Raw genomic sequence first — 19,011 nt, 5'->3', positions numbered from 1 at the left:
AAATGTTCTCCTTACCTTAATTTTCCCTTTCCATATTTTTTTACTGCATCCACCATAGCCTTTACATTTTCAAAAGGTATATTGGGAGACAGTCCACATCCTGGCATCACTATAGCACCGGTTTTAAACTTTAAACTGTCTACTATCTTTCTCACATTCTCATCTACTTCTTCAGGACTTCCAAGGAACAAAGTTCCACTTGGATCCACTCCTCCAGCTACGCAGTGTCTTCCTACAAATATTTTCTGGGATACACTTAAATCCACCAATTCCGAGAAATACAGAATATCTGCACCTGTTTGGGATACCTGATCAATAATGGGATATTCCCCTCCGCAGGGATGATACATAGCTATGGCTCCAGCCTTTTTAAAACCCTGCACTGACCTTGTTATATGCGGAAGAGCTCTTTCCCTGTATTGAGCCGGGGATAGACAGGAAGGAGAAGAAGTTGCATCCGGCATGAATATAAGATCAGCTCCTGCTTCCACCTGAAGTTCGGCATATTGTATGGATGCATCCACCACAACTTTGCACACTTTATCCACCAGTTCCGGATCCTTTTTCACATTGCTCATAAGACTTTCCGTTCCAAAAAGCAGGCCTGCAGTATTAAAGGGTCCTCCGCTTATACTTCCTATCATAATGTGATTTCCCACTTTTTTTCTTATAATCCTTATTGCTTTTAGAATAGACTGAACCAAATCATTTTTTCTCAAATCAGGAACTTTCAGGTTATCTGCATCTGCATGAGTCTTAATTATAGGATTTCTGATCATTGGATAGTCATTCTTAGGCCAGTACATATCCGCACCCAGGGCTTCATGTTCTCCTGTAGCAACAGAAAGCATGACTATATCAGATTTAAAATATTCCCACTGCTTATAATAGACTTCCGCCAATGCTTCTGAATCCAGCAAAAACTCTCTACTGAAATTTCTGTTTATAATCTGAGGAGCCAAAAGCGTTGCACTAAATACAGGAAGTCTATCCACAGCTTTCCAATTTACAGCTCTCAGAACCCTTTCCCTTGAAGTTAACTCACTCATATTTATCCTCCCCTATTGATTTATAAGATTCTTGGCCTTTCTTATAGCTGCCACTGCATCTACAGAGTACCCATCTGCTCCAATTTGATCACAATATCTCTGGGATATTGGGGCTCCTCCTATAATCACTTTTACTTTATCCCTTATTTTATCTTTCTTCAATAATTCTATTACCTTCTTCATATTCACCATGGAAGAGGTCATAAGAGCCGAAAGCGCCAGTATGTCAGCATTTATCTCTTTAACTTTATCTACAAACACCTGAGGGGACACATCCCTTCCCACATCATATATTTCAAAACCTGATGCACCAAGCATTATGGATACTATATTTTTGCCGATGTCATGGGTGTCTCCCTGAACAGTTCCTATAACCACCTTTGCCGGTTTATCACTTTTCTCCAAATTAAGGTGTGGTTTCAAAACATCAACTCCTGCCTTAAAGGCATCAGCGGATATTATAACTTCAGGAAGAAAATATTCCTGGCTTTCAAAATAATCTCCCACTACAGACATCCCTTCAGCAAGCCCCTTGATTATAGCCTCTGTTGGATCAATGCCAATCTCAATGGCTTTACCAGCGGACTCACCTGCCAATTCTTCATCTCCATCAACAACGGAAGCTATAAGCTTTTTAAATATTTCTTCTTTTTTGCTCATCTATAATCCTCCTAATTTTTTTTATAATATGGGTTAAATTCATTGGTATACACATCAGAAGTTTTAAGCCTGCCCTTCTTAAGATCACCATATTTTACGGACTGGTCAATCCAAAATTGTGCATCCTTCTCACTTACAAGTCCATGTTCCGGATACGCTGCGGTATAATAATCTGCATACTCATCCGGAACGTTAAATACTTTTACAAATATTTTTCCGGCTTCTTTAGGATTAGCTCTTGCCCAATCACATGCTTTAGCAATAGCTGTAGTATATTTTTTCACTATATCAGGATGCTTTTTTATAAAATCAGCACTGGTAAACTGCTGGGGCCATCCTTTCTGTTCTCCTGACACCTGGGTTCCATCAATAAGTATTCTGCCAACTCCTGTCTTTACTATCTTAGTGAGATATGGCGGTAAGACTTCTATTACATCTACACTGCCTGCAACGAGAGCAGCTTCTTCCTGGTCAAAAGACAAAGGTACCACTGTAACATCACTCTCCTTTAATCCCGCTTTCTCTAATAAATTTAAAAGCTGATAGGAATGAGGAGTAGTAGCTATTTTTTTGCCTTTTAAATCTTTAATACTCTTTATGGGACTATCAGCACGCACTACATAGCCCACAGAAGGATTTTTAGGTGTAGAGGCCCATCCAGCAGCAACTGCCTTGATTTTCACACCTTTAGCAATGGCTAAAGTGATGCTTGAAGCGCTTGTCCCTCCAAAGGTATTTGCACCTGATGCAACTGACGTAATCATATCAGCCTGGGATACAGTCCCTGTAAATGTTATTTTTATTCCCTGTTCTTTGAAGAATCCCTTTTGATCTGCAATATACACAGGATCTGAGAACAATAACTTTGGATACTTGATTTCAAATAATTCCTTGCTGTTTGATTTGCTCTGGGACACATTCTGCTTATTTCCACAAGCAGTAAAAAGTCCTGTGGCCATTACAAATAGTAGTCCTAGTGAAACAATTTTTTTCTTTAACATTTTAATTCCTCCTTTGATTTTATGAAATTTATTTAAATAATTTACCTATTCTGTGGTTTCTTCTTCCTTCCAGAAATAAATAAATTTTTCAAGCAAAGTAACAATCCACGTAAGTATAAGTCCTATAATTGATATGACGGCTATAGTGGCATATACATAAGGTATCTGAAAAGTCTGTTGGGAATATGATATAAAATACCCCAATCCTTTGTTGGCCCCCAGCATTTCTGCTGCAGTCAGCATTATGATAGACGTGCTGGCGCTGAGTTTTAGTCCTGTAAATATATAAGGGCAGGCCGCAGGCAATATAACTTTTTTTAGAATCTGGAGAGAAGAGCATCCCATGGATTTGGCCGCTTTTATCAACAGTATGGGAGTACTTTTCACACCGTCTATGGTATTTATGAGCATAGGCCATACACATCCCCAAAATATAATTAGTACTTTGGAAGTCTCACCCACTCCAAAAAATATTATAAAAACAGGGAACAATGCCAGTGCAGAAGTTTGTCTAAAAAGCTGCAGTACAGGATTTATATATACTTCTACCACCTTAAATCTCCCAATAAATAAACCCAGTGAGATACCAACCACTATAGCCAGACCTAATCCTTCCAGAGAGCGTATGATGCTTATTTTTATATGCTCCAGAAGTATTCCTTTTACGAAAATAATAGTATAAAGTGAAGATACAACCTCTGAAAAAGGAGGCAATAATGCACTGTCCACTATGCCAATTCTGGGCAAGACTTCCCATATAGCTAAAAAACCTATAATAGATGTTAAATTTCGAGATGCTTTTTTTAGATTTATTTTTTTTCTATCATGCTTCATACTGTGTTCCTCCTGGTTATTATTTCTTACAAATTAAACTCCAGCTGTATTCTTTTATAAAATTATCCATATAGTTATTCCAATCAATAATTACCATAATTTTATATTACTATTTTGGTGTATGTATGATCTTACAATGTATTTTTAAATGAATTGCTAATAATTTTATACTTTTTCCTACTTTGGTAAAAAGTACATCTAACTATATATAAGAGGTATTTCATAAAATTTATACAACAATAAAAGGCCAAATTTAATTTATTACAGATAGATTATATATCCTATAATAAATTCAACTTGACCTCTAGTTTTCTAGTCGGTACAAATTAATTAATACAATAAAAAACTTCCTGTGGAGAAACCACAGGAAGTCATATCCTCTCGTCTCTCATCTTTCAGGGTATACCTGCTGGAATTAGCACCATTGAATAATAAATATATTCAGGTTGCCGGATATCATAGGGCCAGTCCCTCCATCACTCTTGATAAGAAATTTTGCATTTATTGAATTTTAATTTATGTATATGATATAACTTTTAAAATGCTTTGTCAACAACAAATTTTTTATTATCTGTATCATATTGATCATTAATACATTTTTCCAGCAAAAAAGCTGCTGCGCCTACTGAAACTGCATTTTCTTTAAAATATCCGTGCTTTTTTATTGAAATACCTTTAGGAATATACTGTGTACATGTTTCATAAAACGTTTGGAAATCCACCAAAGATCCGCTTAATATAATACATTCAAGATCCAGCAAATTTATATAGGATTCTATACTTTTACTCAATTTTGATGCAGCATCCAAAAGAAGTTTTTGAGACAGCACACTATTTTTTATATAACTAAAATACACTTTGTCAAAATCAATACTGCCATTTATATTTTCGATCATATGTTCAAATGCATATTCATTGTCCCCCGCTGATCTTATAATTTTTCCCTGAACAATTGCTGCCTGTTTCAATCCAACTCCACAATCAAAATAAGCTAAACTCTTGAATTGCCTCCCTGCTCCGTACAAATACTCTGCAGTAACCGCAGAATTCGAACAATTCTCACTAATTACACTGCACCCTATTTTTTCTTCAAGTATCCTGCCTATATTTTCATCACTCCAAAGATTGGTCTCAATTGCAAGTCCAATTCCTACAAGCTGAAGAAACTCCAAATTCAATTCCTCATAAACACTCTTCATAATCTGAAGAATTTTTTCTATGACTTCACTGCAGGAACTGCTAAAATCAATATAAAAGCTTTTTTTATAAAAAATCTCCATTCTCAGGTTCACTATGGATACCTGTGCATAAGTACTGCATATACCTATACCCACAATATAAAACCTGCACACATTTACATCATACAACACAGGTTTCCTTCCCCCTGTAGACTCTCCAACACATTTCCGCACCAGAATGGATTTTTGTTCAAGTGGATTCATTATGCGATTTAATGTGGTCAACTTCATTCCAGTTTTAAATAAAATTTCATTTTTAGTCATAATTCCACTTTTTTGTATTAGATTGAATATTTTCTTTTCCTCAGGTTTTAAATTCCTAAACAATTCATAGCTGTTTATCATAGTTATCATACCTTTTGCCATTATTGTATATTTTATACTCATAATAAAATATAGCCTTAAATTAAGGTATGTGTCAATAGTAAAATAACCTTTCAAATTTTTGTAATTGAAAAAAGAAAATTATTGACAAGATTATTTTAATTGTGTTAGTATTTAACCAATTAAATACTTAATTCTTATCAAGAGAGGCAGAGGGACTGGCCCTATGATGCCCGGCAACCTGATTATTTTCAAAGGTGCCAATTCCAGCGGGTTATATTATTTGCCTGAAAGATGAGAAACTTGAAGAAAAAGCTTTCTTGTACTTATGGCAAGGGAGCTTTTATTTTAATAATAAAATGTTTTTACCAAAATGGTCAAAACATTTTGTGGCATAAATTTTTTATTCTAGATAATAAGGAGGACATCATGAACATAGAAATCAATGGGAAAAATAAAGATATAAGGGAGGGATTAACTGTAACAGAAATTTTAAAAATAGAAGACGTAAAAATGCCGGATATGGTTTCCGTACAACTAAACGATGAATTCGTGGACAGAGCCAATTTTGGCAGTACTATTCTAAAAGAAAACGACAAGATAGATTTCCTGTACTTTATGGGAGGTGGAAGCAGTGGATTTTAGCGAGGATCAGATAGAAAGATATTCAAGGCACATAATTCTATCCGAAATAGGTGTGGAAGGCCAGGAAAAACTTTTAAACTCCAAAATCCTCATTATAGGTACAGGCGGCCTTGGAGCACCCGCCGCCATGTATCTGGCTGCTGCAGGAATAGGAACCATAGGCCTTGTAGATGGTGACGTAGTGGATCTTTCAAATCTTCAAAGACAGATAATACATCAGACAAAAGATGTGGGAAAAGCTAAAGTCCAATCTGGAAAAGAAACCATAAACGAACTAAACCCTGATGTAAATGTAATAACATATAATGAGCTTGTAAGCTCCAGCAATATTCTGGATATCATAAGGGATCAGAACTATGATTTCATAATAGACGGTACAGACAATTTTCCAGCTAAATTCTTGATAAATGACGCATGTGTTCTTTCAAAAAAACCATTTTCACATGGGGGAATAATAAGATTTCAAGGACAGCTCACAACTTATATACCTGACAACGGTACTCCCTGCTACAGATGTATTTTTCAATCACCGCCTCCTGCAGGAGTTGTTCCAACCTGCAGGGAAGCAGGTGTTCTGGGTGTGATGGGGGGAATCATAGGATCTCTTCAGGCAACAGAAGCTCTCAAGTATATACTTGAAATAGGCGAAACTCTTGCAGGATATCTTTTGACCTACAATTCACTTACAATGGAATTCAGAAAAATAAAGGTGTCCAAAAACAAGAACTGCGGCATATGCGGTGAGCACCCCACAATAAAAAAGCTGATAGATTACGAACAGGCAGCTTGTGATCTCAAAACAGCAAATTGAACAGGTGATAATTATGATATATATATACAAATTGCAATATGAAAAAATCTTAAAACAGGCCAGGGATGAATTTCCCAATGAATGCTGTGGTTATCTTGGAGGATTGAATTCTGGAAAAGACATTTTTATTAAAAAAATATACTCCCTGACCAATACAGATCACAGCAGTGATCATTTTTCCATGGATCCTGCCGAACAATTCAGAGCTGTAAAGCTTATGAGAAGCGAGAAATTCAACATGATTGGCAATTATCATTCTCATCCTTATTCACCTTCCAGACCATCTGAAGAGGATAAAAGACTTGCTTTTGATGACAAAATATTATACGGAATTTTATCTCTTGAAAAAGAGGAACCAGTATTTAATCTGTTCAAAATTGACAAAAATAAAAATGTTGAAAAGATCAAGTATAAAATAGTTTAAAAAGGAGTGAGATATTATGATAAATATAAGTGAGGATCACTATAAATCAATAGAAGACATAAAAGAAAAATCACAGCAGTATTTAAACAATGCAATAGATCCTGTGAGATTCAAGGCTTTTAGAGTTTCCATAGGCGTATATGAACAGAGGAAAAAGGAAACCTACATGGTGAGAACCAGAATACCCGGAGGAGTTATAACTTTAGAACAATTCAAACGCATAAGTGCACTTGCGGAAAAATATGCAAAAGGTAAATTGAAATTCACCTCCAGACAGGATATTCAATTTCAAAGTGTGGATTTAAAAGATGTCTATCCAATAATAAATTCCCTTATAGAAGTATGTATCATAACAAAAGGCACCGGTGGAAATACCGTTCGAAATGTGGAGTGTTCTCCCCTTTCAGGTGTTTCCACAGATGATGTCTTTGACGTAACACCTTATGTAAAAGCAGCCACCAATTACCTCATAAAGGATCCAACCACCATGAACATGCCCAGGAAATACAAGATAGCTTTCTCCAATACTCCAGAAGATACAGGCAATGCCACCATATCGGATCTGGGTTTTATTGCAAAAACAGCAGGCGGCAAAAGGGGCTTTGAGGTATATGGAGCCGGAGGATTTGGCGGAAGCCCCAGAGTTGCTATAAAATTAAGTGATTTCATACCGGCAGATGAAATACTATATTATATACAGGGTCTTAAAAATGTATTTGAAGCTGAAGGAGACAGAACCAATAAAAACAAAGCCAGAATAAGATTCATCCTCATGAGACTGGGTGAAAAAAAATTTATTGAAGAACTAGAAGGTGAAATAAACAAACTAAAGGAAAAAGGCGGTTTCAACATACAGGTGAATGAAAATGAATTTATACTGCATCCTGATGCCAAAATTGTCCAGGACGTAAAAGTGGATGAAAAACTTAAAAATGTACTGTTTCCACAAAAGCAGGAAGACTACTATTCCGTCTATGTTCATCCTCAAAGCGGAAATTTAAAAGTCAACCACTTGAATAAAGTACTTGCTTTTATAGAAAATTTGGATTATGAAACATCCATCAGGGTAACAAATACCCAGGGCTTTTTTATAAGAGACCTGAAGAAAAAAGATGCTGAAGCTCTTATAGAAATAACAGGCAGCTTTACTTCCCTATACAACATAGACAACTCTGTAACCTGCGTGGGTGCTTCCACCTGTCAGCTCGGATTATGTCTTTCACAAAATCTATTAAAAGCCATAAAGAAGGAATTTGAGGGTGCATCATCTCAAATAAAAGCTGCACTGCCAAGACTGTTTATATCAGGCTGCCCGAATTCCTGCGCCCAGCACGAAAAAGGAGCTCTGGGTTTTCACGGCAGAGCTAAGCGAACAAAAAACGGCCTGATTCCAATGTACTCCATATCCTTTGGGGGAAAAGTGGGATCAAATATAGCCAGAATGGGTGATACTTACGGAGATGTACCAGCAAAGAAAGTTCCCCTGTTCATCCATGAACTTGCAGAACTAAAAGTGAATTCCGGATATGAAGATTTTTATGATTTTCTGGATAACAAATCATCGGATATAAAAACTCTAATAAACAAGTACACTGATGTGGATAAATTTGTTGAAGACACAGATGTCTACTTTGATTTTGGAGCCTGCGAGAAATTTTCATTAAAGGGCAGAGGACCTGGAGAATGCAGTTCCGGTGTAATGGATGTTATAAGACTGGATCTGTCAAATGCCAGATCTTCCCTTGAAAGGTATAAGGACACGAAACAAAATTCCGATTTGTACTCTTCTGCACTGTCTTCAGCCCGGGCCCTTCTGGTACTCAAAGGAGTGGATTCAAACAAAGACAGAGAGATATTTGAGGAATTCAATAAGAATTTTATAGAGACGGGCTATGTTAAATCTTCAATTAAAAAGTTTTTTGAAGATCTCATAGATTACAAAATAGACGCTGCAAACAATATATCCGGCAAAGCTTCAGAAGTGGAATACCTGTACAGCAAAGTGGATGCCATGTATAAATCTTTAAACGGGAAATTGGAAATAACACTTCCAAAAGAAGAAAATGTGCAGTCAAAGCCCCACAATGAAGATAATGGCGGAGTCAACGGTCATGATAAAATCGGGAATCTTAAAATTGTGAATTTAAGAGGAGTAAAATGTCCTATAAATTTTGTAAAGGTAAAAGTCGAACTTTCCAAAATAAAATCCGGACAAAAGCTGGGATTTTATTTAGATGACGGAGATCCTATAAACAATGTTCCCCAAAGTGCAGAAAAAGAAGGACACGAAATAATTTTTACAGATACCAATTATGATGGCTACAATTTACTGGTTTTACAAAAAAAATAACGTGAATTCAATGAAGGGTGGTATGCCTGTTACATACCATCCTTCAAATAAATTGCTGGGAGTGAAACAATGAAATTCAATACCAAGCTCATACATGATAATTTAAAATTTTTTGGAATAAGAATAAAAAAATTTTCCAGGTAAATTACCCCGGTCTTGTTTGGCATTTCATAATATTATACTTTTATACTTCTTGAATATTTAAGAAATCCATTATCCATATTCAATCTCAAGGCTCCCATTTCATGGAGATATTCCACATAAGACTTTAACATTCTCTCTATAAGAGCATATTTATATTTGTTTCCTACATGAATCCCGAAATCTTTAATAACAACTTTCATTATATCCTCCATGGTCATGAATCCTTTTACAATACTACATATCTTTTCTGCCCTGTTTTTATAAAAACATATATTATCAGCTATAAGTTTTGAAATATCATCAAATACCCCTCTATGAGCTACTATATATTTACTGTACTTTAAATCATAAAGCTTGTTCTTGCTCTCTAAGTCCACTGTAAGTATATAGGCATAAGGCATTTTGGCCCCTTCCATAACCTCATAACTTATAAGACTATCCCCCAAATATGCAACCTCATCTGGAGTTACAATACATATATGTGCAGGGCTGTGTCCCGGTGTATGGATGATCTTAAACTCAATGCCGCACATTGATACTTTATCTTCATTATCCAAAATCAGTATATCGGTTTTACAAATCATACTCCCAAAATGCTCCTTTATTTCTGAAAGTGTCTGACTGTTGTAATAAAGTTTTAAATTCATGGCGGAACTGCATATAAGTGCTTCATATGCAGCCATGGCAATAATGCATCCATATTTCTCTTTCAGATAAGCATTATTTCCCACATGATCTACATGGGCATGGCTGCATATTATACCGGACACGTTGAAATGGTTTTTTTCCAAAAATTCCTCTATTCCCTTTCTTTCACCTTTGGCCCATCCAGTATCCAGCATTATGATTTCTTTATCATTGATTTTATAAAAAGGTATGTATGTCATTCCCGTATCAATACAAAATGTATTCCCTCTTACTTTTTTTGCTTCCATATATTATCTTTAGCAACAAAGTGTTATATCAAGTTCACAAAGTCACTAAATACCCACTCCCCTTCTTTATATGTACTAACTATTGGTAAATGTATAGATAAATCTGCAATTTTTTAAGCAATATAAAAATTATAACATCAATACTTGTAATTTCAATGGTAAATCTTATTTTCTTTGTTAATACACTTTTTTTCACCATAAAAAACCTCAGCAAATAAAACACAGCTCCAACCTAGAAATAAGTTGGAGCCTTTATATTTACACAAGTAGAATAATACTAATTACTATAATAAAGGATTTATATTTCCTTTATTGTATTATATAGTACTTTCTTCATAGTGGTTACAAAGTAGAATGAAAAAGAATACTAGTTTTATCCATCAGTCAAAATTGTCAATTTAATTTCACTGCTTCAATTTATCTGCAGAAATTTATGAATACTTAATAAACCATATAATTTATAGTTGTATAATATATATTGATGTAAATAAGGGAGATGGAATTATATGGTAAAACATAATAAGAAAAATATAATAATAATTACAGTATCAATTATATTCTTATTTTCTATTGGGTTTATTAGTGGTGCACAAATATCTGTTAAAGAATCAAAGGTTATAGGTTCAAATTCTCAAACTACCAAACCACAAAACCATATGAATAAAAGGGAAAATAAGGTTCCGCCTATTAATTCAAAAGATTTAAATGCATTTAATCCTTATAAATCTGATGGAAAAAAAGTAGTATATTTAACTTTTGATGATGGACCTTCCGCAAACAATACACCTAAAATATTAAACATACTGAAAGAGTCTAATGTGAAAGCTACCTTCTTTTTAATTGGCAGGAATGCTGAACAAAATAAAAAACTTGTAAAAGAAGAAGTTGCTGAAGGTAATGTGGTTGGTAATCATACTTATTCTCATGATATGAATTATATATATTCAGATCCAAAAATATTTATAAAAGATGTGGATAAATGTGATGAGATATTAAAGTCAATTTTAGGCAATAACTATAATTTAAAACTTGTAAGATTTCCAGGAGGTTCTTTTGGAAAAAAGCTTGAACCCTTCAGACAAGAACTAGAAAAGGGTGGATACCACTATGTGGATTGGAATGACTTAAATGGCGATGCTGAATACAGCAGAGTTCCTGTTGACAAATTAGTCAGTAATGTAAAACGATATGCCAATTATGATCATTTAATTGTATTAATGCATGATGCTCCTGCCAAAGTTACTACTGTACAAGCATTACCGCAAATTATAGAATACTTTAAATCTCGGGGATATTCATTTGAAACATTAAGATAATATGATTTATGAAACTGTGAAAAGAGGTACTCTCCAAGAAATGCTTAAGTTTATACAAAAAATAAACAAGGTTGAAAGACATACAAATCTTTCAACCTCTAATATACTCTCTTATTGGCGGGAATATGTGGGAATCGAACCCACCCGTCGTGGTCTTAGCACGGCAACACGGTTTTGAAGACCGGCAGGCACACCAGCACCTATCTACCCCCATTGAAATCACATGTAATATTATAAGTTAAATGTACTTATAATGTCAACAAATTAGTATAATATCACATATAACATAAATTTATGTTACTTATCAGTATTTTGTATACATGTTTCTAATTAGTAATATTGACTTCACATCACAATTATATACAATATATCTTTAATAAAGCACTCTTTTATCTCCAAGTCTTTTTGTAAGTCTTATTCCGTCAAAATGTTCCATTAATATCATGGCATATTTTCTGCTGGTGTTTAATTCATCCCTAAACTCCCCAAGAGATATGCTTCCATTGCTCTTTATAAAATCTATTACAGTCTCTTTTGCTCTTTTATAATCTTCAGCTGAAAACCAGCAATCTTCAGCAACTTTTACTATATCTCCTTTATCCACAACAGACTCAAACACCATTTTGAAATCCTTTTTATCATTACAGCTGCTTTCTAATTCCAAATATTTAGGCGGGATAAATCCACTGTTACTAAATTTTTTCAGAATATTGTCCTTAATTTTAATTTGGTCTTCACTATATTTCACCTTAAAGTTCTTTAGAAAAATAAAGTTCCCATAAACATCTATCCTGTTTTCATCTTTTAAAAGTTCTATTATACAATCATATATTTTTTGCTTTATTTTGCTCCCGAATACTTTATTTTTGATTTCCTCTTTAGACATTCCCATTTTCAGAGGATTCTTATGATGAAATTCTTTTAGAATATTTTCCAAGATTTTAATTTTATCATCTAAAAAGTCCTGATGAACATATACAGGTTTATCTCCTTTATTCAATAATACTATAGATTTATTTTCTATTAGCTTTTCCAGTTCATTTTGTATATTATCATTTTTCCCCATTGCCTTCAATATTTCTTCTTTTTGAGGGTACCTGCCACTCAAATTTTTAATGGTATTTTCAATTATACCTTCTGTTTTTCCACTTTCTTTTAATCTCAGCTCATTTATATATTGTTCATTAAATCTTTTTGCCTTTTGAGCAACAGGTTCTATTATAGTTCCTCCACCCAGGGTATGCATGGGAGAATAACTTCTTATGACAAACCTGTCATTTTTCTGGGCTGTAAGCTGCTTTTCCAGTCTAAGCTGAATATAAGCTTCTTCTCCCGGATTTACCTCCTCTTTATCAAGTATTACCACCCTGCATATAATTTCGCTTGTACCATGATACAGCTTTACCCTCTGTCTGTTTTCCAAAGGTTTGGATGCGCTTTTTAAATAATATAATTTGCAATCTACCATAAGAGACGGTTCCATAAAATTTTCTGCAGATATAACATCCCCTCTTTTTATATTGTTAGTTTTCACATTGGATATATTTACTGCACATCTTTCACCAGCTTCAGCTTCCACTACCTGCTGTTCGTGTACCTGTATTCCTCTAACTTTACAGATGGTTTTAGAAGGATATATCTGTACATTCTCTCCTTCTTTAATTTTTCCGCTGATTACAGTGCCAGTTACAACAGTTCCAAATCCACTTACTGAAAATACTCTGTCTACAGGCAGCCTGAAATGTCCCTTTATATCCCTGGCAGATACATCTTCAGTAAGCTTATCTATATCTTTTACTAAAGCATCCAGTCCCGCCCTGGTTTTAGAAGAAACCTGGTGAATAGGAACATTTTCTAAAAAGGTTCCTTTAAATTCCTTTTTTACATCCTCCACTACCATTTCCAGCCAATCTTTATCTACCAAATCTATTTTTGTAATGACAATAATACCCTTGTTCACATTTAATAACTGGAGTATCTCAAAATGCTCCCGTGTTTGAGGCATTATTCCCTCGTCAGCTGCAATTACCATAAGCACCAGATCTATTCCGCTTACTCCTGCCAGCATATTTTTTATAAATTTTTCATGTCCTGGCACATCTATAATTCCTGCTCTTTTTCCCGAGGGTAAATCAAAAAACGTAAACCCAAGATCTATGGATATCCCCCTTTCCTTTTCCTCTTTTAAATTATCTGTTTCTCTTCCCGTTAAAGCTTTTATAAGTGTAGTTTTCCCGTGATCTATGTGTCCTGCTGTTCCTATTACAACGTGCTCCATATAAAATTCCCTCCAAATTTAACCATACAAATAAATTATTTTCGCTGCCCTCAAGTGATTCTAGAACGCCCTGGAATTTGCCTATTGGAATAATTTTACAAATTCATCCACTAAAATATTAAACTCCCTGTCAAATATGGTTCTTAAATCCATTATAACTTCATCTTTAGCTATACGCACAATTATAGGTACAGGTGCTTCTCTAAACTTTTTATCAATTTCTTCCGGTGATATTTTATTATTCTTAGCTTTAATTACATAAGTGGGTATTTGTTCCCCCGGCATAGATCCTCCTCCCACCATGGAACAATCCTTTTCTATAGTAAATTTAAAGGTGCGGATTCTACTTTCCAGCTTTTCCTTTAGAATCTGTGCTCTATTCTTCTGCTGGCTGCTGCTGCTGAGCAGCATATAAAGGGTTGGTATATTTTTTACCGCTTCCTTTTCATCCAGATAGTATTTTAATGTTCCCTCAAGAGCCGCAAGCGTCATTTTGTCTACCCTCAGAGCTCTTGTAAGCTGATTTTTTTTCATTTCATCTATATACTTTTTTTTACCTACAATTATACCCGCCTGAGGTCCACCCAGCATTTTATCTCCGCTAAAAGTCACTACATCTGTTCCGCTTTTTATACTCTCTTGTACAGTTGGTTCATGGGTGAATCCATACTTGGAAAAATCTATTAGAGTTCCGCTTCCTATATCTTCAATCACAGGAACTCTTTTTTTTGCTGAAAGCCTGCACAGTTCTTCCGAGGACACCTCCTGTGAAAAACCAATTATCTTAAAATTTGAGGTATGTACTTTGAGAAATACTCCTGTATTTTCATTTACTGCTCTTTCATAATCCTCAATATGTGTTCTGTTAGTGGAACCAACCTCTACAAGATTGGCTCCGCTAAACTTCATAACTTCAGGTATTCTAAAAGAACCCCCGATTTCCACAAGCTGTCCGCGGGATACTATAGCTTCCTTTCCATTGCAGAGTGTATTTAAAGCCAGCATAACTGCAGCAGCATTGTTATTTACAACCAGTGAAGCTTCTGCACCTGTAACCCTTTTAAGTATTTCATCCACATGTTTATACCTAGAACCCCTGCTGCCGTTTTCCAAATTATATTCCAAATTGCTGTAGTTATTAGCTACATTAATTACATTGTCCAGAGCATTTTCACTTAAAATGGATCTTCCCAAATTAGTATGTATAATAACTCCTGTAGCATTTATTACATTTTTAAAATTTGATTGTTTTTTTATTTCCACCCTGCACTTAAAATCCTCAAGTATTTCTCTTTCTGAGAAATCCTTTATTTCGCCCTTTAAAATAGCATCTCTATAAAAATCTACTGATTCTCTAAGTGATTCAATTATAATCACTCTCATGGTTTTAGCCAATTCCAGTTTTACAACTTGTTCATTTAAAAGTTCATCCATTTTAGGAAGCTTTCTCAGCAGCTGATTTTTTTCCATATTATACACTTCCTCTTCAATTTAATTGATTACTGAACTGCTACATATTTTTCTCCCTTTAAAGGTACAATTTCACCTATTACAGAAGGTGTGATTTCAAGCTGCAACAACTCACTCATAATTTTTTCAGTTTCTTCTTTAGAACAGGTGAATAAAAGTCCTCCAGAAGTTTGAGGATCAAATAATATATCTTCCATCCATTCCGGAATACCTTTTATACTGTATTTACCTTCAATATATTTTCTATTTTTATATGCACCTGCTGGAATAATGCCCATTTTTGCATATTCTTCTGCTTCCCTTATATATGGAATTTTATCCCCATATAATTTTATTGTTACATTGGATGCAGATGCCATTTCATATCCATGTCCCATAATTCCAAAACCAGTTACATCCGTACAAGCAGTTACATTATATTTAGTTATTATTTCTCCTGCATATTTATTCAAAGCCGACATAACCTTGACTGCCTGTTCATAGGCTCCCTTGGATACAATGCCGCCTTTTATGGCAGTGCTTATTATACCTGTTCCCAGAGGCTTAGTCAATATAACCCTGTCTCCTACTTTACAGCCGTAATTTCTAAGCACCTTATCAGGGTGCACTATTCCCATAACAGACAATCCATATTTAGGCTCATTGTCATCAACTGTATGACCGCCTATTACTACTGCCCCTGCTTCAATGACCTTGTCAGCTCCTCCTTTTAGTATTTCTCCAAGTACCTCTATTGGAAGACAGGAGGGAAAACAAACTATATTAAGTGCCACTGTAGGCTTTCCCCCCATGGCATATATATCACTGAGGGAATTTGCTGCAGCTATCTGTCCAAAAGTATAGGGATCATCCACTACCGGAGTGAAAAAGTCCAGGGTTTGAATTACTGCTGTTTCATTATTCAACTTATAAACTGCTGCATCATCTGAAGTTTCTATTCCCACCATTAAATTTTCATTTTCCATCTTAGGCAATTTATCTAATATTTTCGAAAGAGTACCCGGCTCTATTTTTGCAGCTCACCCAGAAGTTCTGGTAAGTTCTGTTAATTTCTTGTATGTCATAAATACCACCCCCGTTCTTTCTCTATAATTATATAATATCCTGCACCATTTTTGAATAAACAATCTATCTTATATCTATTTTATCTCTAATCTTATCCAAAGTCTTATCTCCTATTCTATCTATCTTTTTTAAATCCTCAACAGAGGAGAAATCTCCATTTTGTTCTCTATAATCTATTATTTTTTGTGCAGTTACATCCCCTACACCAGGTATAGTTTTCAGTTCTTCTTTAGAGCCCCTGTTTATGTTCACCTTACCATTTCCTTCTGTTTGACTGCCTGAAGAACCTGACATGGACTGAGTGCTTACTTCATCCTTTGATATTTTGCTGTCCACATATATATAATCTTCGTCTTTTAATTTCTTGGCTAGATTTAATTTATAGCTGTCAGCTTCACCTGTAAACCCGCCCGCTGCTTTTACTAAATTCTCCACCCTGCTGCTGTCCTTCAATTTATACACTCCTGGATTTTTTACCTGGCCATTTATATAGACAGTTATTTCCCTGGTATAATTGCTGTTTTCAGCACTCTTATGATTTTCAGCGGTATCTTGTTCACTGAATATATCCTTGCTATTTTCACTTATTTCCACCGGTCTGGAATTGATATACCCCGCTATTAAAAACAGAGAGAACACGGCAAGAATTACAATTGACCCTATTATCTTTTTTTTGTTTTTCATTCTATCTCCTCTTTCAATATAAACTGTAATTGTCAACCATTTTCGAAAATGTCCCAAAATAAGTGAAACATTAGCACCAATAATCAATTGGTGCTCTACTTATTTTAAGTCCTAATTTTAGGTACACTAAACATACCTACTGCTTGATATTTTTTTAAAAAAATGCAGAGGTCGTTTTTGAATCTATTTATTTTAAATTAACATTAGCAAGTCTTACTTGCCCTATGCGCTTGCTTTTCTAGATATGCTTGGAATGATGCTTGCTTCCAAGGGTGACTCATTGGTGGCAGGTAGCGCTTATGTTTTTTAGGGTTATCTTCTACAAAATCAAAATTCTTTGACTTAGTTTCATGAACCTGTAATTCTTCTAAACCATATATTTTATTGCCTACACTGACGTATAAACCATCATTAAAGGCTTTTATAACTAAGGCATCAGTACCTTTTCTAAAGTAAATAGGATGGTTGTTGGCATCAACAAGTTTATAATACTTATTATTGAATTTTACACAATGTCCACAATCAATCTTACGATCTGCTAAAACAGCAAGTGTTAAATTAATTTTATCAATAGATGGTTGTTTTTCAAACACAGATTTGGTATGATTGATTTCAAGAGCAAATTTGGTATTGAATTCTTTTATGTAGTGATTCAAGAATTCATTTGCCTGTTCCAGGCTTGTTACACCTGCTAGCTCAAGTTCTAAGGGTAATCGTGATTGTAATGTTTGGAATAGGCGTTCTACACGACCCTTTGCTTGAGGGACACTACTAGTTTTAATTTCAATACCTAATTGTTTGCAGGCATATCCAAATTGTGTAAAGGTATCCTCCTCTGTAGTTGGAGCTTTCTTTTGTTTGTATTCAAATACAGTTCTTCGATCAGTGAATAACATATATGGGATACCGTATTGTACAAGAATCTGATTCAATACATTGTAATATCCTTTCAGGGTTTCCTGTTCATCAAAGTACCCGCCAACAATAGCACCAGTTGAATCATCAATGGCTATGTGGAGCTGGGATTTAGTGTTTCCAAACCAAAGATGTAAAGATGCATCCATCTGGATCATTTCACCAAAGTAAGCACAACGTGGTCGGCGCGGATGAGCGTCTTCAATAGCAATAATGGATCTATCAATTTCTAACTTATCGTCTGTGGATAAATTGGAACTTTTTTGTTTCTCTAGTAATTCCATTTTCACCCTCATTTTCGTAACACGACAGGCTTTGGGAGATATGATATGTTCAGCCATAAGGATTGTGTTAATAGTGCTAGGAGCAATAGAAATGCCTTCATAAGCAGCTAAAAGCTCAGAGTAGTGTGTAAAGTTTGCTCCATGATATTTAGTTTGATATAAATCAATAATTTTACGTCTAGTCTCTTCTGAAAAGCAATTGATAGGCTTGCGGCCTTTATTCCCGTGGACAAAGAAATCCTTGCCCTTAGCACAATATCCATTTACCATTCTATTCACATGTCTAACAGAACAATCAAGACGAATAGCAGCAGCTTTCTTATTACCATTGGTTTCTACTAATTTTTTAATAATCTTATATTTAAAATCTTCTTTCATACTTAATTCTACCTTTCTAATTATGTCCACCTCATTTCTTATTGTCATGAGGTATATTCTAACATTATTTTTTATTTATTTGGGACATAATCGCAAATGGTATACTAAGACATTATCACAAATCAATCATAATCTCCTCTTTCAATATAAACTGTAATTTGCAATGAAATATATTTAAGGTTATAATTTAAATTATTGACATATTT

16 protein-coding genes, 1 tRNA gene and 2 riboswitches are annotated in these 19,011 nt (G+C 34.7%); of the genes, 5 read left to right on the top strand and 12 right to left on the bottom strand.

Translation table 11 applies throughout. From position 1 onward, the window contains the following. Window positions 1-11: 11 nt before the first annotated feature. The 5 genes from ACYUJ6_RS04330 to ACYUJ6_RS04310 form a co-directional block, all read right to left on the bottom strand. The gene (locus tag ACYUJ6_RS04330; protein WP_461844627.1) at window positions 12-1,049 is read right to left on the bottom strand and encodes a uroporphyrinogen decarboxylase family protein; all 1,038 of its coding nucleotides are present in this window, start codon (window positions 1,047-1,049) and stop codon (window positions 12-14) included. Window positions 1,050-1,061: 12 nt separating this feature from the next. Next, window positions 1,062-1,709 carry a corrinoid protein gene (locus ACYUJ6_RS04325; RefSeq protein WP_461844626.1) on the bottom strand — a complete coding sequence of 216 codons (648 nt, stop codon included), beginning with the start codon at window positions 1,707-1,709 and terminating at the stop codon, window positions 1,062-1,064. Between the two features lie 11 nt (window positions 1,710-1,720). After that, the gene (locus ACYUJ6_RS04320; protein ID WP_461844625.1) at window positions 1,721-2,710 is read right to left on the bottom strand and encodes an ABC transporter substrate-binding protein; all 990 of its coding nucleotides are present in this window, start codon (window positions 2,708-2,710) and stop codon (window positions 1,721-1,723) included. A gap of 45 nt (window positions 2,711-2,755) precedes the next feature. Continuing rightward, window positions 2,756-3,544 (bottom strand): ABC transporter permease, encoded by a 789-nt coding sequence (locus tag ACYUJ6_RS04315; protein ID WP_461844624.1) that lies wholly within the window; start codon window positions 3,542-3,544, stop codon window positions 2,756-2,758. Between the two features lie 385 nt (window positions 3,545-3,929). Continuing rightward, window positions 3,930-4,036: riboswitch (SAM riboswitch) on the bottom strand. A 44-nt stretch (window positions 4,037-4,080) separates the two neighbouring features. Continuing rightward, window positions 4,081-5,169: a transcriptional regulator gene (locus tag ACYUJ6_RS04310; protein ID WP_461844623.1), complete on the bottom strand. Its 1,089-nt coding sequence runs from the start codon at window positions 5,167-5,169 to the stop codon at window positions 4,081-4,083. Window positions 5,170-5,300: 131 nt separating this feature from the next. Continuing rightward, window positions 5,301-5,407: riboswitch (SAM riboswitch) on the top strand. 128 nt (window positions 5,408-5,535) lie between these two features. Here ACYUJ6_RS04310 and thiS point away from each other — a divergent pair. The 4 genes from thiS to ACYUJ6_RS04290 are packed head-to-tail and all read left to right on the top strand — an operon-like array spanning window position 5,536 to window position 9,336. Beyond that, entirely contained in the window at window positions 5,536-5,751 is a 216-nt protein-coding gene (gene thiS / locus ACYUJ6_RS04305; protein ID WP_461844622.1) for a sulfur carrier protein ThiS, read from the top strand. Then, a complete protein-coding gene (locus tag ACYUJ6_RS04300; RefSeq protein WP_461844621.1) occupies window positions 5,741-6,562 on the top strand; it encodes a HesA/MoeB/ThiF family protein in 822 nt (273 codons plus the stop codon). The genes thiS and ACYUJ6_RS04300 overlap by 11 nt, the downstream gene beginning before the upstream one ends. 13 nt (window positions 6,563-6,575) lie before the next feature. Then, a complete protein-coding gene (locus ACYUJ6_RS04295) occupies window positions 6,576-6,986 on the top strand; it encodes a M67 family metallopeptidase (protein ID WP_461844620.1) in 411 nt (136 codons plus the stop codon). 16 nt (window positions 6,987-7,002) lie between these two features. Continuing rightward, window positions 7,003-9,336 carry a sulfurtransferase TusA family protein gene (locus ACYUJ6_RS04290; RefSeq protein ID WP_461844619.1) on the top strand — a complete coding sequence of 778 codons (2,334 nt, stop codon included), beginning with the start codon at window positions 7,003-7,005 and terminating at the stop codon, window positions 9,334-9,336. Between the two features lie 176 nt (window positions 9,337-9,512). Here the strand turns inward: ACYUJ6_RS04290 and ACYUJ6_RS04285 are convergent, their stop codons facing one another. Beyond that, on the bottom strand, window positions 9,513-10,415 hold the full coding sequence (locus ACYUJ6_RS04285; RefSeq protein WP_461844618.1) for an MBL fold metallo-hydrolase: 903 nt from the start codon (window positions 10,413-10,415) through the stop codon (window positions 9,513-9,515). Window positions 10,416-10,921: 506 nt separating this feature from the next. Here ACYUJ6_RS04285 and ACYUJ6_RS04280 point away from each other — a divergent pair. Next, complete coding sequence (locus tag ACYUJ6_RS04280) at window positions 10,922-11,731, top strand: polysaccharide deacetylase family protein (protein WP_461844617.1); 810 nt, start codon at window positions 10,922-10,924, stop codon at window positions 11,729-11,731. A 115-nt stretch (window positions 11,732-11,846) separates the two neighbouring features. Here ACYUJ6_RS04280 and ACYUJ6_RS04275 read toward each other — a convergent pair. From ACYUJ6_RS04275 to ACYUJ6_RS04250, 6 genes are all read right to left on the bottom strand, one after another. Continuing rightward, a tRNA-Sec gene (locus ACYUJ6_RS04275) sits at window positions 11,847-11,943 on the bottom strand. Window positions 11,944-12,104: 161 nt separating this feature from the next. Continuing rightward, on the bottom strand, window positions 12,105-14,009 hold the full coding sequence (gene selB / locus ACYUJ6_RS04270; RefSeq protein ID WP_461844616.1) for a selenocysteine-specific translation elongation factor: 1,905 nt from the start codon (window positions 14,007-14,009) through the stop codon (window positions 12,105-12,107). 81 nt (window positions 14,010-14,090) lie between these two features. Continuing rightward, the gene (gene selA / locus ACYUJ6_RS04265; protein WP_461844615.1) at window positions 14,091-15,479 is read right to left on the bottom strand and encodes an L-seryl-tRNA(Sec) selenium transferase; all 1,389 of its coding nucleotides are present in this window, start codon (window positions 15,477-15,479) and stop codon (window positions 14,091-14,093) included. Between the two features lie 29 nt (window positions 15,480-15,508). Next, window positions 15,509-16,543, bottom strand: a complete 1,035-nt coding sequence (gene selD, locus ACYUJ6_RS04260) for a selenide, water dikinase SelD (RefSeq protein WP_461844614.1) — start codon at window positions 16,541-16,543, stop codon at window positions 15,509-15,511. A gap of 64 nt (window positions 16,544-16,607) precedes the next feature. Beyond that, window positions 16,608-17,228 carry a helix-hairpin-helix domain-containing protein gene (locus ACYUJ6_RS04255; RefSeq protein ID WP_461844613.1) on the bottom strand — a complete coding sequence of 207 codons (621 nt, stop codon included), beginning with the start codon at window positions 17,226-17,228 and terminating at the stop codon, window positions 16,608-16,610. Window positions 17,229-17,431: 203 nt separating this feature from the next. After that, window positions 17,432-18,805: an ISNCY family transposase gene (locus tag ACYUJ6_RS04250; protein ID WP_461843530.1), complete on the bottom strand. Its 1,374-nt coding sequence runs from the start codon at window positions 18,803-18,805 to the stop codon at window positions 17,432-17,434. Window positions 18,806-19,011: the final 206 nt, after the last annotated feature.

The organism is Clostridium sp. JNZ X4-2 (assembly GCF_054889485.1).
This window is presented reverse-complemented; position numbering and strand designations above follow the sequence as displayed.